The sequence below is a fragment of the Bacillus paranthracis genome (assembly GCF_001883995.1).
GTDB lineage: Bacteria > Bacillota > Bacilli > Bacillales > Bacillaceae_G > Bacillus_A > Bacillus_A paranthracis.
In genome coordinates, this window is the sequence record NZ_MACE01000080.1 from 1 (window position 1) to 21,242 (window position 21,242).

Consider the following 21,242-nt stretch of genomic DNA (forward strand, 5'->3'; position numbering starts at 1 on the left):
AGTTAAGCTCTCTAGCGCCGATGGTAGTTGGGACCTTGTCCCTGTGAGAGTAGGACGTCGCCAAGCAACTAAGCACGAGTCAAATGACTCGTGTTTTTTCGTGTTTTCTTTTATAATCCATAGTAATAAAAAATGTATTTAAATCATTATTATTTTGATTAAATACAGGGGAATGTGGCTAGGATAGTAAATAAGCAAAAGAGTTGCAAATTTTATTAATACGTATATAATTAAAGTCAAAGATAGTCAAAGTCAATAAAGGTGGCGGATAAATGAGAAATATATCTGATATCATTGAGCAATATCTAAAGCAAGTTATTGACTTAAGTAATAATAATGTGATTGAAATCAAGAGAAATGAGATTGCGGATCGATTCGAGTGCGTACCATCTCAAATCAATTATGTGATCAATACCCGTTTTACGTTAGAAAGAGGATTTGTAGTAGAAAGTAAACGTGGTGGAGGAGGTTACATTCGCATTATAAAAGTCAAACTGCATGACGATATAGACATTATTGATCAAATGCTTCATATGATTGATCATAGCGTTGCGCAAGGAAATGCAGAGAGTATGATTATACGTTTAATAGAAGAGGGAATCATAACGAATCGTGAAGCTAAACTTATGTTAAGCGTACTAGATCGTTCTGTATTATCAATGGATGTTCCTTCTCGAGATGAACTTAGGGCTCGAATATTATGCGCAATGTTAAGAACACTGAAATATAAATAAATACAGCTTTTGTAAAAGAATAATAACTAAAAGATAAGGCAGTTAAATATTGTAGAAGTTTTGAAAAAAGAACACGCACTTTTATGTAAACGAATAAAGGAAAGTGAACAGTCTAGTAATGTATGAAAAGTACTATGAGATAGATCGTTCCTGTTGTAAAGGTGGGGATAGTGATGACTTGTCAAAACTGTAATATAAGACCAGCAACTTTACATTATACAAAAGTAATTAACGAAAAGAAGGCGGAAGTTCATCTTTGTGAGCAATGTGCAGAACAAAGTGGCTATACGTCTTTCTTTCAATCATCGCAGTCTAACTTTTCATTCCATGATTTATTTGCTGGGTTATTACACGGTGAATCAACAATGTTTGAAGAAGAAAAAAGCGGATTTTCGAACACAAATATATTAAGATGTCCAAATTGTAAAATGACATATGAGCAACTTACAAAGGTAGGACGCTTTGGATGTGCTTCTTGTTACGATACATTTAAGGAACATTTAAAGCCGTTATTAAAACGTCTTCACGGCGGGCATACAGATCATTGTGGAAAAATTCCGAAGCGTATAGAAGGAAATATTCACTTAAAGAAAGAATTAGATGAACTAAAACTCATTCTGAAACAATACGTACAGAAAGAGGAATTTGAGAAAGCTGCTGGAGTAAGGGATAAAATTAGAAATCTTGAAACTCAGCTTAGTGAGCATAGAGAGGGGGAATAGTTCTATGTCACTGGACAAAATTATGAATGAAGCGATTAGTCCATGGATGAAGGGAGATGGCCCTGATTCTGATATTGTTTTAAGTAGTCGAATTCGTTTGGCTCGTAATTTTAAAAAATATCAATTCTCTACTATGCAAAACGAAGAAGAAGCTAAACAGATTCAAGAATTATTTAAAAAGGAATTTATAAATAAAACAGTAGAACCTTTTGGAGAGTTTGAACTATTAAAAATGAATGAATTAACGCCTCTTCAAAGGAGAGTATTAGTTGAAAAGCATTTAATTAGTCCCAACCTTGCAGGAACAGAATATGGAGCGTGTCTATTGTCAGAAAACGAACATATTAGTGTTATGCTGAATGAAGAAGACCATATTCGGATTCAGTGCTTATTTTCAGGATTGCAGTTATCAGAGGCACTTCAAAGTGCTAATCAAATAGATAATTGGATTGAGAAAGAGGTTGAATATGCTTTTGATGAATCACTTGGATATATTACGAGCTGCCCTACTAACGTTGGTACAGGACTTAGGGCTTCCGTAATGATCCATTTACCAGGGCTCGTTTTAACGAAAAGAATTAGCCGTATTATACAAGTAATTCAAAAATTAGGGTTAGTAGTAAGAGGAATATACGGTGAAGGTAGCGAAGCGTTAGGTAATATATTTCAAGTGTCAAACCAAATGACGCTAGGAAAATCTGAAGAAGATATTATTGCAGATTTAAAGAGTGTCATTCAACAAATCATACAGCAAGAAAAGATGGCTAGAGAATTAATTGTACAAAATTCAAGTATTGAGCTTGAAGATAAAGTTTATCGCTCTTATGGCATACTAGCCAACAGTCGTTTAATTCAATCTGCGGAAGCAGCCAATTGCTTATCAGATTTACGACTTGGTATTGATTTAGGATATATAAAAGGTATATCGAGAAATATTTTGACTGAGCTAATGGTTCTTACACAACCAGGCATTTTACAACAATATGCGGGAGGACCTTTAGGGCCAGAAGAAAGAGATTATCGAAGAGCAACCTTAATCCGTGAGCGATTACGTATTGAAAAAAACTAAGCGCAAGTAGGAGGCGATTTCTATGATGTTTGGAAGATTTACAGAAAGAGCACAGAAAGTATTAGCTTTATCTCAAGAGGAAGCGATTCGTATTGGGCATAACAATATTGGAACAGAACATATTTTACTTGGGCTTGTACGCGAAGGTGAAGGAATTGCAGCAAAAGCGTTGATTGCTCTTGGATTAAGCCCGGAGAAAGTTCAAAAAGAAGTAGAAGCGTTAATTGGACGCGGAACAGAAGCTTCTCAAACCGTACATTATACACCGCGTGCTAAAAAGGTTATTGAGCTGTCTATGGATGAAGCTCGTAAATTAGGTCATTCTTACGTTGGAACAGAACATATTTTACTTGGTTTAATCCGCGAGGGTGAAGGGGTAGCAGCACGTGTTTTAAATAACTTAGGTGTTAGCTTAAATAAGGCAAGACAACAAGTATTGCAACTTCTTGGAAGTAATGAAGCAAGTTCAGGTCATCAAGGTGGTTCTTCAACAAATGCAAATACACCAACACTTGATAGCTTAGCACGTGATTTAACAGTTGTTGCACGTGAAAATCGTTTAGACCCTGTTATTGGACGTGGTAAAGAAATTCAACGTGTAATTGAAGTTTTAAGCCGTAGAACGAAAAACAATCCTGTATTAATTGGGGAGCCTGGTGTAGGTAAAACGGCAATTGCAGAAGGATTAGCACAACAAATCGTAAATAATGAAGTTCCTGAAACTTTAAGAGATAAGCGTGTTATGACACTAGATATGGGTACAGTGGTAGCCGGAACGAAATACCGTGGTGAATTTGAAGACCGTTTGAAGAAAGTAATGGATGAAATCCGCCAAGCAGGAAATATCATTCTATTTATTGATGAACTTCATACATTAATTGGTGCAGGTGGAGCAGAAGGTGCTATTGACGCATCGAACATTTTAAAACCATCTTTAGCTCGTGGGGAATTACAATGTATTGGAGCGACAACGTTAGATGAATATCGCAAATATATTGAAAAAGATGCAGCTTTAGAGAGACGTTTCCAACCAATTCACGTTGATGAGCCAAGTTTAGATGAATCAACTCAAATTTTGAAAGGTTTACGTGATCGTTATGAGGCACATCACCGCGTATCTATTACAGATGATGCAATTGATGCAGCTGTAAAGCTTTCAGATCGTTATATTACAGATCGTTTCTTACCAGATAAAGCAATTGATTTAATTGATGAAGCTGCTTCAAAGGTTCGCTTACGCTCTTATACAACACCACCAAATCTAAAAGAGCTTGAAGTGAAGCTTGAGGAAATTAGAAAAGAAAAAGATGCAGCTGTACAAAGTCAAGAGTTTGAAAAAGCTGCTTCCTTACGTGATATGGAACAACGTTTACGTGAGAAGTTAGAAGATACGAAGCGTCAATGGAAAGAGCAACAAGGAAAAGAAAACTCAGAAGTGACAGTAGAAGATATTGCAAATGTTGTTTCTACGTGGACTCGTATCCCGGTTTCTAAGCTTGCACAAACAGAGACTGATAAATTATTAAACTTAGAATCGATTCTTCACGATCGTGTTATTGGTCAAGATGAAGCGGTAGTAGCTGTGGCGAAAGCTGTTCGTCGTGCTAGAGCAGGTTTGAAAGATCCGAAACGTCCGATTGGTTCATTTATTTTCTTAGGACCAACAGGTGTAGGTAAAACGGAGCTAGCAAGAGCGTTGGCAGAATCTATGTTCGGTGATGAGGATGCAATGATTCGCATCGATATGTCTGAGTACATGGAGAAGCATTCTACTTCTCGTTTAGTTGGATCTCCTCCAGGATATGTTGGATATGAAGAAGGTGGACAATTAACAGAAAAGGTTCGCCGTAAGCCATATTCAGTTGTCTTATTAGATGAAGTAGAGAAAGCTCATCCTGATGTGTTTAACATTTTACTACAAGTATTAGAAGATGGTCGCTTAACAGATTCTAAAGGGCGTACAGTTGATTTCCGTAATACAATTGTTATTATGACATCTAACGTTGGTGCAGAAGCGTTAAAACGTAATAAACATCTTGGATTTAACGTACAAGATGAGAGCCGCGATTATTCAGATATGAAAGGTAAAGTAATGGATGAACTGAAAAAGGCATTCCGTCCAGAATTCTTAAACCGTATTGATGAAATTATCGTGTTCCATATGCTTGAGAAAAAACATATTCAAGAGATTGTAACACTTATGGTAAATCAGTTAGTAAATCGCTTAAAAGAGCAAGAAATTGAATTGCATTTAACAGAAGGAGCGATTTCGGCTATTGCTGATAAAGGGTTTGACCGAGAGTACGGTGCTCGTCCGCTTCGTAGAGCAATTCAGAAACATGTAGAAGATAGACTATCGGAAGAACTTTTAAAAGGTGCTATTGAGAAAGGACAAAAAGTTATCTTTGATGTTGAAGGAGAATCATTTGTCATTCATAGTGCTGAAAAGGTAAAATAAGTATAGACAAACTAAGAGGGCTACGAGATAGCCCTCTTTCTTGTACGATAAGGATAAATTGTTTATAGATGAAAGTGAAGTGAGATATAAAACGATATGGCTAAAAAGAAAACAAAATTCACATGTCAAGAGTGTGGGTATCAGTCACCAAAATATATGGGGAAATGCCCTGGATGTGGTCAATGGAATACGCTTGTTGAAGAGATGGAACCGGTTGTATCATCAAGGCGCCTTAATTATGCGAATGCAATTCAAACAGAAGTAACAAAACCAAGACGTCTAACAGAAGTGGAAACAAAGTCTGAGGCGCGTATTGAAACAAAATTTCAAGAATTTAACCGTGTACTTGGTGGCGGGATTGTAGATGGATCCTTAGTACTGATTGGTGGAGACCCCGGGATTGGAAAATCAACGTTACTATTACAAATATCATCACAATTAGCGGATTCTTCATATGATGTCCTATATATATCGGGTGAAGAATCAGCAAAACAGATTAAACTGCGTGCGGATCGTTTACATGTAAATGGTAGTAATCTATTTGTTGTATCAGAGACGGACTTACAGCGAATTGCAACACATATTGAAGAGGTGAACCCAGCCTTTGTTGTTATTGATTCTATTCAAACAATACATCTACCTGAAGTAACATCAGCACCGGGAAGTGTGGCACAAGTTCGTGAATGTACAGCGGAATTAATGAAACTTGCAAAAACGAAAGGAATCCCTATTTTTATCGTTGGACATGTGACAAAAGAGGGAGCGATTGCAGGACCTCGTATGTTAGAACATATGGTCGATGCAGTTCTTTACTTTGAAGGAGACCGTCATCATACATACCGCATTTTGCGAGCAGTAAAGAATCGTTTTGGTTCTACGAATGAAATGGGTATTTTTGAAATGAAAGAGCTTGGCCTTGCAGAAGTATTAAACCCTTCTGAAATTTTTCTTGAGGAAAGACCAGTTGGGGTTGCAGGATCAACAGTGGTTGCCTCAATGGAAGGAACAAGACCAGTTTTAGTAGAAATACAAGCATTAATTTCCCCTACTAGTTTTGGAAACCCTCGAAGAATGGCAACGGGAATTGATCATAACCGTGTATCGCTTATTATGGCAGTGCTAGAAAAAAGAACAGGCTTATTATTGCAAAATCAGGATGCATATTTAAAAGTAGCAGGTGGTTTGAAGTTAGATGAACCAGCAATTGATTTAGCTGTCGCTTTAAGTATAGCTTCAAGTTTTAGAGATAAATCTACGGCACCAACCGATGCAGTAATAGGAGAAGTAGGATTAACTGGAGAAATAAGAAGAGTATCAAGAATTGAACAACGTGTACAAGAAGCAGCTAAATTAGGATTTCAACGCGCTATTATTCCTAGAAAAAATTTGGGAGGATGGACAATTCCAGATGGGATTGAGGTAGTTGGTGTATCTAATTTAGGAGAAGCACTTCGTTTGACATTAGGAGGCTAGGCTATGGAAGAAAACAAGCAACGTGTCAAAAGTATGATTAATATTTTACAACTTGTGGCCCCGGGAACACCACTGCGCGAAGGGATAGATAATGTACTTCGCGCACAAACAGGGGGATTAATTGTTCTTGGATATAATGAGCAGATTAAAAGTATTGTTGATGGAGGTTTTCATATTAATTGTGCATTCTCTCCAGCTAGTTTATATGAATTAGCAAAAATGGATGGGGCACTTATTTTAAATGAAACGGGAAGTAAAATTTTGATTTCGAACGCACAGTTAGTTCCAGAGTCATCTATTGACTCTATTGAGACAGGTATGCGCCACCGAACGGCGGAGCGTGTAGCAAAGCAGACAGGCAGCCTTGTTGTGGCTATTTCACAAAGACGTAACGTAATTACGCTATATCAAGGGAATTTACGTTATACACTAAAAGATATAGGCGTTATTTTAACAAAGGCGAATCAAGCTATCCAAACGTTAGAAAAATATAAGGCTGTATGGAATGATGGGATTACGAATTTGGGCATTCTAGAATTTGAAGAGGTTGTTACAATGTCCGAGGTAGTCCATGTTTTACATAGTGTTGAAATGGTACTACGTATTAAAAATGAAATATTGAGCTATATTCATGAATTGGGAACAGAAGGTAGGTTAATTCGTTTACAACTTACGGAACTATTAGCCGACTTAGAAGCAGAGGCAGCGCTATTAATTAAAGATTACTATCAAGAAAAAACACAAGACCATCATCAAATTTTGAAAAAGTTACAAGAACTTGCGAATACACAACTTCTAGAGGACAGTGATTTAGTTAAATTGCTTGGATACCCAGGACAAACGAGTTTAGAAGAAAGTGTGACGCCGAGAGGATACCGAATCACAAGCAAAATTTCGCGTGTTCCACCACTTATCATTGAAAATTTAATTAATCGATTTAAAACTTTGCAAGGTGTTTGTCGTGCAACTATTAATGAATTAGATGATGTGGAAGGAATTGGAGAAGTCAGGGCGAAGAAAATACGAGAAGGCCTAAAAAGAATTCAAGAGCATCTCTATATGAGTAGACACAATTAAGAATATTACATTGATTCCATAATATAACGACACTAGAACATTTTTGGTATATGATATGATATATTGGTAAATAAAACTATTTATAAAAAAACACGTCCGCTTTTGCATTCGGCGTTTTGATTAGCGAAACAATGGTTAATAATGAGTAGGAGGTGGTTGGATGTTAAAACGGATTGTACAGCTCTTCTTTTTAGTAATCGGGGGAGCGTTAGGGATTTACTTAATCCCAAAAGTTATTAATGTATTAGACATCGGTGCCGTTCCTTTATTGGAAGGATCGTATGTTCGTGCAATTATTGGTGCAATTATTTTATTTTTAACAACATTTTGGCTTGTAGATTATATTGTTCAACTTATTAAGCATATTGAAGAGGCTCTTGTAAAAGCGCCTGTAGCAGATGTTTTGTTTGGTACATTAGGTTTAATCTCTGGGCTTATTGTTGCGTATTTAATTTTAATACCAATTCGTGAATTTACAATTCCAGTTATTAGTACAGTGTTGCAAGTGTTCTTTACTCTTTTACTAGGATATTTAGGATTCCAAGTAGGGTTTAAAAAGAGGAATGAATTGCTAGGATTATTTACATTACCACAACGTGGGAAGAAGAAAAATAATAATAGTGAGAATGAAGAACCAGAAAATGAGGTAGAAGAATCTTTAGCGCATTGGAAAATTCTCGATACAAGTGTAATTATCGATGGACGTATTGCTGATATTTGCCAAACAAAGTTTTTAGAAGGAACAATTGTCATTCCGCAATTCGTGTTAGAAGAACTTCAGCACATTGCCGATTCTTCTGATGCTTTAAAACGTAATCGTGGTCGCAGAGGATTAGATATTTTAAATCGTATTCAAAAAGAGATGCCGATCCCGGTAGAAATTTATGAAGGCGATTTCGATGATATTCAGGAAGTGGATAGCAAACTTGTAAAGTTGGCGAAAATCACTGGTGGAACGGTAGTAACGAATGACTTCAACTTAAACAAAGTCTCTGAATTACAAGGGGTAACGGTGTTAAACATTAATGATTTAGCTAATGCAATTAAACCTGTTGTACTCCCAGGTGAAGAATTAAGTGTGTATGTTGTAAAAGATGGAAAAGAACAAAATCAAGGTGTAGCATATTTAGATGACGGCACGATGATTGTAGTAGAAGATGGTAGAGAATATGTAGGCTCACAACTCGATGTACTCGTTACGAGTGTGTTACAAACGTCGGCTGGGCGCATGATTTTTGCCAAACGTAAATTATTAGAAAAAGCATTATAAGTAGAGGATTATTAATATGTATACATTAATTATTCCAGCAGCTGGTCAAGGAAAGCGGATGGGTGCTGGCAAAAATAAGTTGTTCTTACTTATTAATGAAGTACCGATTATTGTGCATACGTTACGTGCTTTCGAACAGGATAAAGCATGTAAAAATATTATTATGGCAATTAACGAAGAAGAGCGTCCGTATTTTGAAGAGTTAATGCAAAAGTATCCGGTTGCAAAGCCAGTACAATTTATTCAAGGTGGAGCTGAAAGACAAGATAGTGTATATAATGCGATTCAGCATACGAGTGATGTTGAGTATGTTCTTGTACATGACGGTGCGCGCCCGTTCGTAACGAACAAAGTGATCCAAGATGTATTAACTGCAGCAGAAAAATATGGAGCTTCCATTTGTGCGGTGCCAGTGAAAGATACTGTTAAGAAAGTAGAGCAGGGTGTTGTTGTCGAAACGGTAGAAAGATCTCAACTTAAAGCTGTTCAAACACCGCAAGGGTTCTCTGTTTCTCTTTTGTTAGAAGCTCATAGAAGTGCGAAGCAGAGTTGTTTCCTTGGTACAGATGATGCAAGTCTCGTAGAACGTATCGGGAAGCAAGTAGGTGTAGTAGAGGGGAGTTACTATAATATTAAAGTGACGACCCCAGAGGATTTACTAATTGCTGAAAGTTTTCTTCACGTTCAAAAGAAATGATAGCAATGATTATAGCGAAGAGAAGCTCGGCAAAGGCCGGGCTTTTCTTTATAAGGATAGCGATATAATATAGAATCATAAAGCTCAGTAGTTTAGCTCGAGGAGGATGTAAAAAATGTTTCGAATTGGACAAGGTTTTGATGTGCATGAATTCGCGGAAGGTAGACCGTTAATTATTGGCGGAATTACAATTCCACATGAGAAAGGATTAATCGGTCACTCTGATGCAGATGTATTGTTACATACAATCGCGGATGCGTGTTTAGGTGCAATTGCAGCAGGAGATATTGGGAAACATTTTCCTGATACAGACCCTGCCTTTAAAGATGCTGATTCAGCTGTATTATTGCAAAAGGTTTGGGAGTTTGTGCGTGAACAAGGTTATGAATTAGGGAATTTAGATTGTACAATTATTGCTCAAAAGCCAAAAATGGCACCACATATTGAAAGTATGCGCAAACGCATTAGTGAGCTATTAGAAACGTCTATCGATAATATCAATGTAAAGGCAACAACAACAGAAAAATTAGGATTTACAGGTAGAGAAGAAGGAATTGCTTCTCAAGCAGTTGTTTTATTACAGAAAAAATAATGGTTTTTAATTCGTAAGATGGATAATCACATTTTTTTGGTGTACAATTATAGAATGTGTTGACATTAAGAATGGAAGGTGTACCAATTATGGAAAAGCAAGTGAGAGTGCGCTATGCGCCAAGTCCAACAGGACACTTACATATCGGAAATGCGCGTACGGCATTATTTAATTATTTATTTGCTCGTCATCAAGATGGTAAGTTTATTATTCGTATTGAAGATACTGATGTAAAACGTAATGTTGCTGGTGGAGAAGAAAGCCAATTAAAATACTTGAAATGGCTCGGTATGGACTGGGATGAAGGTGTTGATGTTGGTGGTGAATTTGGACCATATCGTCAAACAGAGCGTTTAGATATTTATAAAAAGTTATATGAAGATTTATTAGAGCGTGGTTTAGCTTACAAATGTTATATGACAGAAGAAGAGCTAGAAGCAGAACGCGAAGGGCAAATTGCTCGTGGTGAAACACCTCGTTACGCAGGTAACCACCGTGATTTAACTGAAGCGCAAGTGAAAGAATTTGAAGCTGAGGGACGTATTCCAAGTATTCGTTTCCGCGTACCAGCTGACCGTGATTACACATTTAAAGATATTGTAAAAGATGAAGTTGCATTCCATTCAAATGATTTCGGTGATTTCGTTATCGTGAAAAAAGATGGAATTCCAACTTATAACTTTGCAGTAGCAGTAGATGATCACTTAATGGAAATTACACACGTACTTCGTGGTGATGACCATATTTCAAACACGCCAAAACAAATGATGATTTATGAAGCTTTCGGTTGGGATATTCCGCAATTCGGTCATATGACTTTAATTGTAAATGAAAGCCGTAAAAAATTAAGTAAGCGTGATGAATCTATTATTCAATTTATTGAGCAATATAAAGAGCTTGGATATCTTCCAGAAGCAATCTTTAACTTTATTGCACTACTAGGTTGGTCGCCAGTAGGAGAAGAAGAAATCTTCTCTCAAGAAGAGTTTATCAAAATGTTTGATGCAGCTCGTTTATCAAAATCACCTGCATTATTTGATTCTCAAAAACTAAAATGGATGAACAACCAATATATGAAAAAGCAAGATTTAGATACGGTGGTAGAATTAAGCTTACCGCATTTAGTGAAGGCTGGACGTATAGGTGAAACTTTAAGTGAACAAGAACAAGCTTGGATTCGTGATGTAATTGCGTTATATCATGAACAAATGAGCTTTGGAGCTGAAATTGTAGAGCTTTCTGAAATGTTCTTCAAAGATCATGTTGATTATGAAGAAGAAGGACAAGAAGTATTAAAAGGTGAACAAGTACCAGAAGTACTTCGTGCATTTGCTGGTCAAGTAGAAGCACTAGAAGCTATGGAACCGGCAGCAATTAAGGCGGCTATTAAAGCAGTTCAAAAGGAAACAGGTCATAAAGGTAAAAACTTATTTATGCCAATCCGTGTTGCAACTACTGGTCAAACACACGGTCCAGAGCTTCCTAATGCTATTGCACTTCTTGGAAAAGAAAAAGTTTTAAATCGTCTTCAAAAAGTAATTGGTTAACATTTTCTAGGTTTAGAAATATAATAAATATACTTAAAACCTAATAAGGAAAAGCGACGAGAAGGAGAAGTAGAAAATCAGGCTTTTTACAGAGAGAACCACCTTAGGCTGGAAGTGGTTTATAAGCGGATTTTTGAAATGCCCCTTCGAGTCTTCTGCTGAACAGCAAATTGTTTTGCGAAACGTCTTAGGACGTAAAGTAAGCAGAAGCGGTGTACACCGTTATCAGAGATGAGTTTGAGGCTTTTTTTAGCCTAAACAGAGTGGAACCGCGCTTATAAGGCGTCTCTGTCAATATGACAGAGACGCCTTTTTTTATACCGTAAAATTGGGTATGAGTATAAGTTTTATCCACGTGTATAAAGATTTAGGGGGATAAGTAGGGAGTTAGTTCACTCGAAAAAGCAGCCCATAAAGGGGAGGGAACGTCGATGTTTAAGAGGCTTCGGGAAGATATTGAAGTCGTTTTTGAACAGGATCCAGCGGCAAGAAGTTATTTCGAAGTCATTTTGACTTACTCTGGATTACATGCAGTTTGGGCCCATCGAATTGCACATGCTTTTTATAAAAAGAATTTCTTCTTTATTGCACGTTGGATCTCACAAGTTAGTCGTTTCTTTACTGGCATTGAGATTCATCCAGGAGCAACAATTGGTCGTCGTTTTTTCATTGACCATGGAATGGGAGTTGTAATTGGAGAAACGTGCGAAATTGGTGATAATGTAACGATCTATCAAGGAGTTACATTAGGTGGTACGGGTAAAGAAAAGGGAAAGAGGCACCCTACAATTCAGGATAATGTATTAATTGCCACAGGTGCTAAAGTACTGGGTTCTATTACAGTTGGAGAGAATTCTAAAATTGGAGCAGGTTCTGTCGTATTAAAAGAAGTCCCTGCACATTCTACAGTTGTAGGTATACCAGGCCGAGTCGTTATTCAAAATGGCGTAAAGATTGGTCAAGAATTGAATCATTCCGATCTTCCAGATCCAATTTTTGATAAATTAAAGGTCATGGAAGTAGAACTTGATAAATTGAAAAAACAACTTGAAGTAAAGGTAGAAAGGAAGGATAAAAATGACTATTCACATTTATAATACGTTAACACGTCAAAAGGAAGAGTTTATTCCATTAGAAGAAAATAAGGTAAAGATGTATGTATGCGGACCTACAGTTTATAACTATATTCACATCGGGAACGCAAGACCACCTATGGTATTTGATACAGTGCGCCGTTATTTAGAATATAAAGGATACGATGTGCAGTATGTATCTAACTTTACTGACGTAGATGATAAATTAATTAAAGCGGCAAATGAGTTAGGCGAAGATGTGCCGACAATTGCGGACCGTTTCGTGGAAGCGTACTTTGAAGATGTAACGGCACTAGGTTGCAAACATGCAACAGTTCATCCGCGTGTAACAGAAAATATGGATATCATTATTGAATTTATTCAAGAACTTGTGAATAAAGGATATGCATATGAATCAGAAGGGGATGTGTACTTTAGAACGAAGGAATTCGAAGGGTACGGTAAGTTATCACATCAACCGATTGCGGACTTACGTCACGGTGCGCGTATTGAAGTAGGAGAAAAGAAACAAGACCCTCTTGATTTTGCACTATGGAAAGCTGCGAAAGAAGGAGAAATCTTCTGGGAAAGCCCTTGGGGTCAAGGTCGCCCAGGCTGGCATATCGAGTGCTCGGCAATGGCGCGTAAATACTTAGGGGATACAATTGATATTCACGCTGGTGGTCAAGACTTGGCATTTCCTCATCACGAGAATGAAATCGCGCAGTCTGAGGCGTTAACAGGAAAAACATTTGCACGTTATTGGATGCACAATGGATATATTAATATTAATAATGAGAAAATGTCTAAGTCACTTGGGAACTTCATTTTAGTTCACGATATCATTAAGCAATATGATCCGCAGTTAATTAGATTCTTTATGCTATCAGTACACTACCGTCACCCAATTAATTTCAGTGAAGAGTTATTACGAAGCACAAATAACGGACTGGAAAGAATTAAAACAGCTTACGGTAATTTAAAACACCGTATGGAAAGTAGTACGGATTTAACAGATCATGATGAGAAGTGGTTAGCTGACCTGAAAAAATTCCAAACTGCATTTGAAGAAGCGATGAATGATGACTTCAATACTGCCAATGCAATCACTGAGTTATATAATGTAGCAAATCATGCAAATCAATATTTACTGGAAGAACATACGTCTACAGTGGTAATTGAAGCATACGTAAAACAACTTGAAACATTATTTGATATTCTAGGGTTAGAATTAGCGCAAGAAGAGTTACTAGATGAAGAAATTGAAGCGCTTATTCAAAAACGTATTGAAGCTCGTAAAAATCGTGATTTTGCATTATCAGATCAAATTCGCGATGATTTAAAAGATCGTAATATTATTTTAGAAGATACCGCTCAAGGTACAAGATGGAAAAGAGGATAAGAATGATTGATGCAAAGCAATTAAACAGCTTAGCGTTAGCATATATGGGTGATGCGGTATATGAACAATATATCCGCTATCACCTACTTCAAAAAGGGAAGGTTCGTCCTAATCAGTTGCATCGATTAGGGACAAGCTTTGTTTCGGCAAAAGCACAGGCGAAAGTTGTTTATCATTTATTAGAGACAGCGTTTTTAACTGAGGAAGAAGAGGCAGTACTAAGAAGAGGACGTAATGCAAATTCAGGTACTGTTCCGAAAAATACAGATGTACAAACATATCGACATAGTACAGCCTTTGAAGCGTTAATTGGCTATCATCACTTATTAAATAATCGTGAAAGATTAGACGAAATTGTATATAAGGCAATTGCTGTTCTAGAAGAAAAGGAAGGGGGCACATCATCATGAGTAGTGAATATATTATCGGACGTAACCCTGTAATTGAAGCGTTACGATCAGGGAGAGATATTAATAAAATTTGGATTGCAGAAGGTGCTGCCAAAGGACAAGTACAAATTGTACTAGCACTAGCGAAAGAAAATAAAATTATTTTGCAACATGCACCAAAAAAGAAGTTAGATCAATTAGTTGAGGGGAACCATCAAGGTGTAATTGCTCAAGTGGCCGCATATCAATATGCTGAGCTAGAAGATCTATTCAAAGTAGCAGAGAAGCGTAATGAAGATCCATTCTTCTTAATTTTAGATGAAATTGAAGACCCGCATAACCTCGGTTCTATTATGCGTACTGCGGACGCGACAGGAGCTCATGGAATTATAATTCCGAAAAGAAGAGCTGTGGGACTTACTGCATCAGTTGCGAAAGCATCTACTGGGGCAATTGAATATATTCCTGTTGCACGTGTAACGAATTTATCTCGTACAATCGATGAATTAAAAGAACGTGGACTTTGGATTGCTGGTACAGATGCAAAAGGAAAAACGGATTACCGTAATTTAGATGGTAAAATGCCAATTGGATTAGTAATTGGAAGTGAAGGAAAAGGTATGAGTCGTATTATTGGTGAAAAATGTGATTTCTTAATTACTTTACCGATGGTTGGTAAAGTTACATCCTTAAATGCTTCAGTGGCCGCAAGTTTGTTAATGTATGAGGTATATCGTAAACGTAACGAAATTGGTAAATAAAAAATGAACGATATTTTAATCGTTGACGGTTACAACATTATTGGAGCTTGGGGAGACTTGAAAAAACTACGGGATGTAGATTTGCAATCATCAAGAGATGCACTGATTGATAAGATGGCGGATTACCAAGGTTACACAGGTACAAAGGTAATGATCGTTTTTGATGCTTATACAGTCCACGGTATTGAAAAAAAGATGAAACAATCACGTGTGGAAGTTATATTCACGAGGAAGAATCAAACTGCAGATGAAAAGATAGAGCAACTTGCAATTGAGCTTAGAAATATAAATACGCAAATATATGTTGCGACTTCTGATTATACGGAACAATGGGTTATATTTGCTCAAGGTGCGCTCCGGAAATCTGCGCGGGAATTAGAGTTGGAAGTACAAGCGATGGAGCAACAAGTAAGAAGGCGTACACAAGACACAAAAGAAAAGCAACCTGCTATGCGAAAGATATTTAGTAAAGATATTACAGAAAAGTTAGAAAAATTAAGAAGAGGAGAGCGTTGAAGCATTGACGCTCTTTGTCTTTTTACTGTATAATATTTCTAAATAAATAGCGGTCGGAGGGATCAAGGTGGAAGCAGGCTTCGTAAGTGTAGGCGACGTTACATTTCGTGATTTAGAAGATGAGGCAATCGTTGAGTTAGTTCGAAAAGGTAATACTGACGCTCTAGAATATTTGATTCACAAATATAAGAACTTTGTTCGCGCGAAATCGAGATCTTATTTCTTAGTGGGTGCCGATCGAGAAGATATTGTTCAAGAAGGTATGATTGGATTGTTTAAAGCGATTCGTGATTATAAAGAGGACAAGCTGTCTTCATTCAAAGCATTTGCTGAACTGTGTATCACTCGACAAATTATTACCGCTATTAAAACAGCAACCAGGCAAAAACATATTCCGTTAAATTCATATGTGTCTTTAGATAAACCGATTTATGACGAGGAATCTGATCGGACATTATTAGATGTTATTTCGGAAGCGAAGGTAACTGATCCTGAAGAAATGATTATAAGTCAGGAAGAATATACCGACATAGAATCTAAAATATCTGAATTATTAAGCGATTTAGAAAGAAAAGTGCTTTCTTTGTATCTAGACGGTCGTTCTTATCAAGAGATTTCGGAACAGTTAAATAGACATGTGAAATCTATTGATAACGCTTTACAGAGAGTGAAGCGGAAATTGGAACGATATATGGAAATGAGAGAGAGTATCACTTCAAATTAATAACAAGAGCTACAGGTGTAAAAAATCACCTGTTTTCTTTTTGTAGCGAGTACAAAAGGCATGTCATTGACATTGTCTTTTATTGTATGATACATTTTTAGGGACATAATGTTACAAGGTTGGTGTAACTAATGAGGAAAAAAGTTGTACTCTCATGTGAAGAGTGTAAAAATCGAAACTACTCTACGATGAAAGATACGAGCTCAGTAGAGCGACTTGAAATAAAGAAATTTTGTAAAACATGCAATCAGCATACAGTTCACAAGGAAACAAAATAAATAATTGAAATAATACACTGGAGGTCCCGTAGATGCGTTTAACGAACTTTTTCGGCGATGTAGGTCGCGAAATGAAAAAAGTAAGTTGGCCTAAAAAAGATGAATTACTCCGTTCAACAGCGACTGTTATCGCTACAGTTGTCTTCTTTGCGATTTTCTTCGCAGTAGTTGATATGGGCATTTCTTCTTTAATTCGGTTAATTCTTGGTTAATTCTTGAATAAGAAGCACTTATCCATGATATAATGTTATTTATAAGAACTGTGTAAAAGCCCGGTGAACGGGTTTTTTCATTTGCGCAAAAAAATGTACGTCAGGGAGGGAAGGACGCTCGTCCTAAATGAATGGAAAAAAGTTGGTATGTTGTCCATACTTATTCTGGATATGAAAATAAAGTAAAAGCAAACCTAGAGAAACGTGTAGAATCAATGGGTATGCAAGATAAAATTTTCCGTGTTGTTGTCCCGGAAGAAGTAGAAGTAGAAATGAAAAACGGTAAAGAAAAATTAATGAAAAGAAAAGTGTTCCCAGGTTATGTATTAGTAGAATTAATCATGACTGATGACTCTTGGTATGTTGTACGTAACACGCCAGGTGTAACTGGGTTCGTTGGTTCTTCTGGTTCTGGATCTAAACCATCACCTCTATTAGAAGAGGAAGTTGTTACCATTATGAAACATATGGGAATGGACAACGAAGTGGTTGATTTCGACTTTGAACTTCATGAGACAGTACGTGTAAATGAGGGACCATTCGCAGATTATACAGGTGCTATCGAAGAAATTGATGTGGAGAAGAAGAAGGTTAGCGTGCTTGTGGACATGTTTGGTCGCGAGACTCCAGTTGAACTTGACTTCCATCAAATTGAAAAATTATAAAATGAAACTTGAAATGAATTGTAAAAAGTGATAATATCTTTTAAGTCAGTACGTCTTCGTTATCGGAGACGTTTTTTGAAAGATTTTATCCTTAGAGATAAAATATGACGTGGGAGGGCAAATCACTGTCCAATTGACCACATCACGGACTTAAGGAGGTGTGTCTCGTGGCTAAAAAGGTAATTAAAATGGTAAAGCTTCAAATTCCTGCAGGTAAAGCTAACCCAGCTCCACCAGTTGGTCCAGCATTAGGACAAGCAGGTGTTAACATCATGGGCTTCTGTAAAGAGTTTAACGCTCGTACAGCAGATCAAGCTGGTCTTATCATCCCTGTTGAAATTACGGTATTTGAGGACCGTTCATTCACTTTCATTACTAAAACTCCTCCTGCTGCTGTTCTTCTTAAGAAAGTAGCTGGTATTGAGTCTGGTTCTGGTGAACCAAACCGTAATAAAGTGGCAACTGTTAAGCGTGATAAAGTACGCGAAATCGCTGAAACTAAAATGCCTGACCTAAACGCTGCTAGCGTAGAAGCTGCAATGCGTATGGTTGAAGGTACTGCACGCAGTATGGGCATCGTTATCGAAGACTAATTCGATTTGTTTTTTAAAAAAGGTTGCGGGTCTGGAATTCCAATTCGCAACCTTTATTATCGTAAATGATTATCGTTTTTAAATAAATGGGTGGCGCGCATCCTCAGGTTATACCTGAAAATAAGCGTAAACGTGGGAGGTTATTCCGCTAAAACCACATTCGAGGAGGAAATAAAAATGGCTAAAAGAGGTAAAAAGTACGTAGAAGCTGCAAAGCTTGTTGATCGTGCAGCTGCTTACTCTGCAACAGAAGCAGTAGAATTAGTAAAGAAAACAAACACAGCTAAATTTGATGCAACTGTAGAAGCTGCATTCCGTTTAGGTGTTGACCCTAAGAAAGCTGACCAACAAATCCGTGGTGCAGTTGTTCTTCCACACGGTACTGGTAAAGTACAACGTGTATTAGTGTTCGCTAAAGGTGAAAAAGCTAAAGAAGCTGAAGCTGCTGGAGCTGACTTCGTAGGCGATGCTGATTACATCGGTAAAATCCAACAAGGTTGGTTCGATTTCGATGTAGTAGTAGCAACTCCTGACATGATGGGTGAAGTTGGTAAACTTGGTCGCGTATTAGGACCTAAAGGTTTAATGCCAAACCCTAAAACTGGAACAGTTACTTTCGATGTAACTAAAGCTGTTAACGAAATCAAAGCTGGTAAAGTTGAATACCGCGTTGATAAAGCTGGTAACATCCACGTTCCAATCGGTAAAGTATCTTTCGAAGATGCTAAATTAGTAGAAAACTTCAGAACAATCGCTGACACTTTACAAAAAGTTAAGCCAGCTGCTGCAAAAGGTACTTACATGAAGAACGTAACAGTTGCTTCTACAATGGGACCTGGCGTACGTGTAGACGTTTCTACATTAGCGTAAATTTTGGAAGTTGACTTCATAAAGAAGTTTTAATATAATCATTTATGTTGTGAATTTAATTAGTGTACCGTAGACAGTAGGTGTCAATAGACTTAATTTCCTACCTAGGTGTTAATATACGAAGCGGAATTTTTTTCTGTGACTATATGCCTCCATGTCTACAAGTTGGGCATGGAGGTTTTTAGTGCACTTTCGGTACATCTTCTATATAATCTACAGGAGGTGTAATAACATGAGCAAAGTAATCGAAACTAAACAACAAGTTGTAACTGAAATCGCGGACAAACTTCGCGCTAGTAAATCTACAATCGTTGTTGACTACCGTGGTTTAACAGTTTCTGAAGCAACAGAATTACGTAAGCAATTACGTGAAGCTGGCGTTGAGTTCAAAGTTTACAAAAACTCTCTAACTCGTCGTGCTGCAGAATCTGCTGAAATGGCTGAGTTAAATGAATTCTTAACAGGACCAAACGCAATCGCGTTCAGTAACGAGGATGTAGTTGCTCCTGCGAAAGTATTAAACGACTTCGCTAAAGATCATGAAGCTTTAGAAATTAAAGCAGGCGTAATCGAAGGTAAACTTGTAACACTTGATGAGGTTAAAGCTATCGCTACTCTTCCATCACGTGAAGGCTTACTTTCTATGCTTCTTAGCGTTCTTCAAGCTCCAATCCGTAACCTTGCACTTGCTACTAAAGCAGTTGCAGACCAAAAGGAAGAGCAAGGCGCTTAATTTTTTAAAAGATAATTACGTATTATCGATAAAACAATACAAACCTATTTAAGGGAGGATATTTACAATGACTAAAGAACAAATCATTGAAGCAGTTAAATCTATGACTGTATTAGAACTTAACGACTTAGTAAAAGCTATCGAGGAAGAATTCGGCGTAACTGCTGCTGCTCCTGTAGCTGTTGCTGGTGGCGCTGGAGAAGCTGCTGCTGAGAAAACTGAATTTGATGTGGAACTAACTAGCGCTGGTGCACAAAAAATCAAAGTTATCAAAGTTGTTCGTGAAATCACTGGTCTTGGCTTAAAAGAAGCTAAAGAATTAGTTGACAACACTCCAAAAGTAATCAAAGAAGCTGCTGCTAAAGAAGAAGCTGAAGAAATCAAAGCTAAACTTGAAGAAGTTGGCGCTGCTGTAGAAGTTAAGTAATTAACTTTTGATGCTTTAAAAAAAGCTCGCTCTCATGCGAGCTTTTTTTTTAACTGTAAAGAAAAGAGGTGGCCATATGGCAGACCATTATTTTTCTAATGACCCTTCTAGTAAAAGTGATCGTAAGCGATGGGAATTTATGCTTCGTGGATCTCAATTTACTTTCTTATCTGACCGTGGGGTGTTCTCGAAAAACGAAGTGGACTTTGGTTCTCGTCTTTTAATTGAAGCGTTTCAAGTGCCAGATATTAAAGGTGACATATTAGACGTAGGTTGTGGATATGGACCAATTGGTTTATCGTTGGCGAAAGAGTTTCAAGACCGTAAAGTTCACATGGTGGATGTGAATGAAAGGGCACTTGAGCTTGCGAAAGAAAATGCCGCTAACAATAGAATTGGAAATGTGCACATTTTTCAAAGTAGCGTCTATGAAAATGTAGATGGTATGTATGCTGCTATTCTATCTAATCCTCCAATTCGTGCAGGTAAAGATATCGTGCATGAGATTTTAGAAAAAGCTATAGAACATTTAGTTCCAGGTGGGGAGTTGTGGATTGTTATTCAAAAGAAACAAGGTGCACCATCTGCGCTGAAGAAACTAGAAGAAGTATTTTCTGAAGTCGAAGTTGTAGAAAAGAAAAAAGGATATTATATCATAAAATCAAAAAAACGTTGACGGTTATTTTTGGCTATGTTAACATTATACAATGCCAATATATGATTTTCTGCGTTGAGAAAGATGTATATTTTTGTTTCTCTTGGAAAAGATAGTAAAATCAGCAGATTATGAAACAGAATGATGGTTTTCTTATAGAAGCCATTTTTCTTTTTTGAACAGGTAGAAAGACTCAACGTATTTATCTTTAAGAGAAAAAGACTACGCTAAATAGCAGTAGTTGTATTTATTTGTGATTTTGCACAAATTTTTTTGTGCATTTATAATACTCATGATTTGAGGGG

Annotated in this window: 24 protein-coding genes and 2 other annotated features; all 24 genes read left to right on the top strand. The window is 37.1% G+C overall.

The features are described 5' to 3' along the window. Window positions 1-272: 272 nt before the first annotated feature. The 24 genes from ctsR to BAQ46_RS26030 all read left to right on the top strand — a co-directional run bounded on the left by ctsR (window position 273) and on the right by BAQ46_RS26030 (window position 20,958). The gene (gene ctsR / locus BAQ46_RS25915) at window positions 273-734 is read left to right on the top strand and encodes a transcriptional regulator CtsR (protein ID WP_001244563.1); all 462 of its coding nucleotides are present in this window, start codon (window positions 273-275) and stop codon (window positions 732-734) included. 173 nt (window positions 735-907) lie between these two features. Further along, a complete protein-coding gene (mcsA, locus tag BAQ46_RS25920) occupies window positions 908-1,456 on the top strand; it encodes a protein-arginine kinase activator protein McsA (RefSeq protein WP_000128382.1) in 549 nt (182 codons plus the stop codon). A 4-nt stretch (window positions 1,457-1,460) separates the two neighbouring features. After that, window positions 1,461-2,525 carry a protein-arginine kinase McsB gene (gene mcsB, locus BAQ46_RS25925; RefSeq protein WP_000050825.1) on the top strand — a complete coding sequence of 355 codons (1,065 nt, stop codon included), beginning with the start codon at window positions 1,461-1,463 and terminating at the stop codon, window positions 2,523-2,525. Between the two features lie 22 nt (window positions 2,526-2,547). Next, window positions 2,548-4,983, top strand: coding sequence for an ATP-dependent protease ATP-binding subunit ClpC (clpC, locus tag BAQ46_RS25930; RefSeq protein WP_000971179.1), 2,436 nt, complete (start codon window positions 2,548-2,550; stop codon window positions 4,981-4,983). A gap of 96 nt (window positions 4,984-5,079) precedes the next feature. Continuing rightward, the gene (gene radA / locus BAQ46_RS25935) at window positions 5,080-6,456 is read left to right on the top strand and encodes a DNA repair protein RadA (RefSeq protein WP_001085212.1); all 1,377 of its coding nucleotides are present in this window, start codon (window positions 5,080-5,082) and stop codon (window positions 6,454-6,456) included. A gap of 3 nt (window positions 6,457-6,459) precedes the next feature. Continuing rightward, window positions 6,460-7,533, top strand: coding sequence for a DNA integrity scanning diadenylate cyclase DisA (gene disA / locus BAQ46_RS25940; protein ID WP_000392171.1), 1,074 nt, complete (start codon window positions 6,460-6,462; stop codon window positions 7,531-7,533). A gap of 160 nt (window positions 7,534-7,693) precedes the next feature. Next, on the top strand, window positions 7,694-8,803 hold the full coding sequence (locus tag BAQ46_RS25945) for a PIN/TRAM domain-containing protein (RefSeq protein ID WP_000919684.1): 1,110 nt from the start codon (window positions 7,694-7,696) through the stop codon (window positions 8,801-8,803). 16 nt (window positions 8,804-8,819) lie between these two features. Next, entirely contained in the window at window positions 8,820-9,500 is a 681-nt protein-coding gene (gene ispD, locus BAQ46_RS25950) for a 2-C-methyl-D-erythritol 4-phosphate cytidylyltransferase (protein WP_000288304.1), read from the top strand. A 115-nt stretch (window positions 9,501-9,615) separates the two neighbouring features. After that, window positions 9,616-10,092: a 2-C-methyl-D-erythritol 2,4-cyclodiphosphate synthase gene (gene ispF / locus BAQ46_RS25955; protein WP_000488386.1), complete on the top strand. Its 477-nt coding sequence runs from the start codon at window positions 9,616-9,618 to the stop codon at window positions 10,090-10,092. Between the two features lie 89 nt (window positions 10,093-10,181). Beyond that, on the top strand, window positions 10,182-11,639 hold the full coding sequence (gene gltX, locus BAQ46_RS25960; protein WP_000415154.1) for a glutamate--tRNA ligase: 1,458 nt from the start codon (window positions 10,182-10,184) through the stop codon (window positions 11,637-11,639). Window positions 11,640-11,686: 47 nt separating this feature from the next. Next, window positions 11,687-11,932: a binding site (T-box leader), on the top strand. A gap of 138 nt (window positions 11,933-12,070) precedes the next feature. Next, window positions 12,071-12,736: a serine O-acetyltransferase gene (gene cysE, locus BAQ46_RS25965; RefSeq protein ID WP_000476500.1), complete on the top strand. Its 666-nt coding sequence runs from the start codon at window positions 12,071-12,073 to the stop codon at window positions 12,734-12,736. Then, complete coding sequence (gene cysS / locus BAQ46_RS25970; RefSeq protein WP_000152257.1) at window positions 12,717-14,114, top strand: cysteine--tRNA ligase; 1,398 nt, start codon at window positions 12,717-12,719, stop codon at window positions 14,112-14,114. Before cysE ends, cysS begins: the two co-directional genes overlap by 20 nt. 2 nt (window positions 14,115-14,116) lie before the next feature. Beyond that, on the top strand, window positions 14,117-14,524 hold the full coding sequence (locus BAQ46_RS25975) for a Mini-ribonuclease 3 (protein ID WP_000564261.1): 408 nt from the start codon (window positions 14,117-14,119) through the stop codon (window positions 14,522-14,524). Further along, window positions 14,521-15,264, top strand: a complete 744-nt coding sequence (gene rlmB, locus BAQ46_RS25980; RefSeq protein ID WP_000093759.1) for a 23S rRNA (guanosine(2251)-2'-O)-methyltransferase RlmB — start codon at window positions 14,521-14,523, stop codon at window positions 15,262-15,264. The genes BAQ46_RS25975 and rlmB overlap by 4 nt, the downstream gene beginning before the upstream one ends. A 3-nt stretch (window positions 15,265-15,267) precedes the next feature. Beyond that, on the top strand, window positions 15,268-15,780 hold the full coding sequence (locus BAQ46_RS25985) for an NYN domain-containing protein (RefSeq protein ID WP_000997883.1): 513 nt from the start codon (window positions 15,268-15,270) through the stop codon (window positions 15,778-15,780). A gap of 67 nt (window positions 15,781-15,847) precedes the next feature. After that, a complete protein-coding gene (locus BAQ46_RS25990) occupies window positions 15,848-16,504 on the top strand; it encodes an RNA polymerase factor sigma-70 (protein ID WP_071743066.1) in 657 nt (218 codons plus the stop codon). Window positions 16,505-16,635: 131 nt separating this feature from the next. Beyond that, on the top strand, window positions 16,636-16,782 hold the full coding sequence (gene rpmG / locus BAQ46_RS25995) for a 50S ribosomal protein L33 (RefSeq protein WP_002070160.1): 147 nt from the start codon (window positions 16,636-16,638) through the stop codon (window positions 16,780-16,782). Between the two features lie 32 nt (window positions 16,783-16,814). Next, window positions 16,815-16,994 (top strand): preprotein translocase subunit SecE, encoded by a 180-nt coding sequence (gene secE / locus BAQ46_RS26000; protein WP_001241321.1) that lies wholly within the window; start codon window positions 16,815-16,817, stop codon window positions 16,992-16,994. A 131-nt stretch (window positions 16,995-17,125) separates the two neighbouring features. After that, on the top strand, window positions 17,126-17,659 hold the full coding sequence (nusG, locus tag BAQ46_RS26005; protein WP_000415794.1) for a transcription termination/antitermination protein NusG: 534 nt from the start codon (window positions 17,126-17,128) through the stop codon (window positions 17,657-17,659). 167 nt (window positions 17,660-17,826) lie between these two features. Then, window positions 17,827-18,252, top strand: coding sequence for a 50S ribosomal protein L11 (gene rplK / locus BAQ46_RS26010; protein WP_001085872.1), 426 nt, complete (start codon window positions 17,827-17,829; stop codon window positions 18,250-18,252). A 177-nt stretch (window positions 18,253-18,429) separates the two neighbouring features. Next, a complete protein-coding gene (gene rplA / locus BAQ46_RS26015; protein WP_002020168.1) occupies window positions 18,430-19,122 on the top strand; it encodes a 50S ribosomal protein L1 in 693 nt (230 codons plus the stop codon). A gap of 49 nt (window positions 19,123-19,171) precedes the next feature. After that, window positions 19,172-19,315: a sequence feature (ribosomal protein L10 leader region), on the top strand. Between the two features lie 39 nt (window positions 19,316-19,354). Further along, a complete protein-coding gene (rplJ, locus tag BAQ46_RS26020; RefSeq protein ID WP_000048716.1) occupies window positions 19,355-19,855 on the top strand; it encodes a 50S ribosomal protein L10 in 501 nt (166 codons plus the stop codon). Window positions 19,856-19,922: 67 nt separating this feature from the next. Further along, entirely contained in the window at window positions 19,923-20,282 is a 360-nt protein-coding gene (gene rplL, locus BAQ46_RS26025) for a 50S ribosomal protein L7/L12 (protein WP_000159736.1), read from the top strand. 76 nt (window positions 20,283-20,358) lie between these two features. Then, window positions 20,359-20,958: a class I SAM-dependent methyltransferase gene (locus tag BAQ46_RS26030; RefSeq protein WP_071743068.1), complete on the top strand. Its 600-nt coding sequence runs from the start codon at window positions 20,359-20,361 to the stop codon at window positions 20,956-20,958. The last annotated feature ends 284 nt before the right edge of the window (window positions 20,959-21,242 follow it).

Coding starts and splice junctions, on each gene's coding strand:
- rpmG (WP_002070160.1), top strand. CDS start 16,636: ATGAGGAAAAAAGTTGTACTCTCATGTGAAGAGTGTAAAAATCGAAAC.
- gltX (WP_000415154.1), top strand. CDS start 10,182: ATGGAAAAGCAAGTGAGAGTGCGCTATGCGCCAAGTCCAACAGGACAC.
- rplJ (WP_000048716.1), top strand. CDS start 19,355: ATGAGCAAAGTAATCGAAACTAAACAACAAGTTGTAACTGAAATCGCG.
- BAQ46_RS25945 (WP_000919684.1), top strand. CDS start 7,694: ATGTTAAAACGGATTGTACAGCTCTTCTTTTTAGTAATCGGGGGAGCG.
- ispD (WP_000288304.1), top strand. CDS start 8,820: ATGTATACATTAATTATTCCAGCAGCTGGTCAAGGAAAGCGGATGGGT.
- rlmB (WP_000093759.1), top strand. CDS start 14,521: ATGAGTAGTGAATATATTATCGGACGTAACCCTGTAATTGAAGCGTTA.
- ispF (WP_000488386.1), top strand. CDS start 9,616: ATGTTTCGAATTGGACAAGGTTTTGATGTGCATGAATTCGCGGAAGGT.
- disA (WP_000392171.1), top strand. CDS start 6,460: ATGGAAGAAAACAAGCAACGTGTCAAAAGTATGATTAATATTTTACAA.
- mcsB (WP_000050825.1), top strand. CDS start 1,461: ATGTCACTGGACAAAATTATGAATGAAGCGATTAGTCCATGGATGAAG.
- BAQ46_RS25985 (WP_000997883.1), top strand. CDS start 15,268: ATGAACGATATTTTAATCGTTGACGGTTACAACATTATTGGAGCTTGG.
- nusG (WP_000415794.1), top strand. CDS start 17,126: ATGGAAAAAAGTTGGTATGTTGTCCATACTTATTCTGGATATGAAAAT.
- secE (WP_001241321.1), top strand. CDS start 16,815: ATGCGTTTAACGAACTTTTTCGGCGATGTAGGTCGCGAAATGAAAAAA.
- radA (WP_001085212.1), top strand. CDS start 5,080: ATGGCTAAAAAGAAAACAAAATTCACATGTCAAGAGTGTGGGTATCAG.
- mcsA (WP_000128382.1), top strand. CDS start 908: ATGACTTGTCAAAACTGTAATATAAGACCAGCAACTTTACATTATACA.
- cysS (WP_000152257.1), top strand. CDS start 12,717: ATGACTATTCACATTTATAATACGTTAACACGTCAAAAGGAAGAGTTT.
- BAQ46_RS26030 (WP_071743068.1), top strand. CDS start 20,359: ATGGCAGACCATTATTTTTCTAATGACCCTTCTAGTAAAAGTGATCGT.
- BAQ46_RS25975 (WP_000564261.1), top strand. CDS start 14,117: ATGATTGATGCAAAGCAATTAAACAGCTTAGCGTTAGCATATATGGGT.
- rplA (WP_002020168.1), top strand. CDS start 18,430: ATGGCTAAAAGAGGTAAAAAGTACGTAGAAGCTGCAAAGCTTGTTGAT.
- rplL (WP_000159736.1), top strand. CDS start 19,923: ATGACTAAAGAACAAATCATTGAAGCAGTTAAATCTATGACTGTATTA.
- clpC (WP_000971179.1), top strand. CDS start 2,548: ATGATGTTTGGAAGATTTACAGAAAGAGCACAGAAAGTATTAGCTTTA.
- cysE (WP_000476500.1), top strand. CDS start 12,071: ATGTTTAAGAGGCTTCGGGAAGATATTGAAGTCGTTTTTGAACAGGAT.
- ctsR (WP_001244563.1), top strand. CDS start 273: ATGAGAAATATATCTGATATCATTGAGCAATATCTAAAGCAAGTTATT.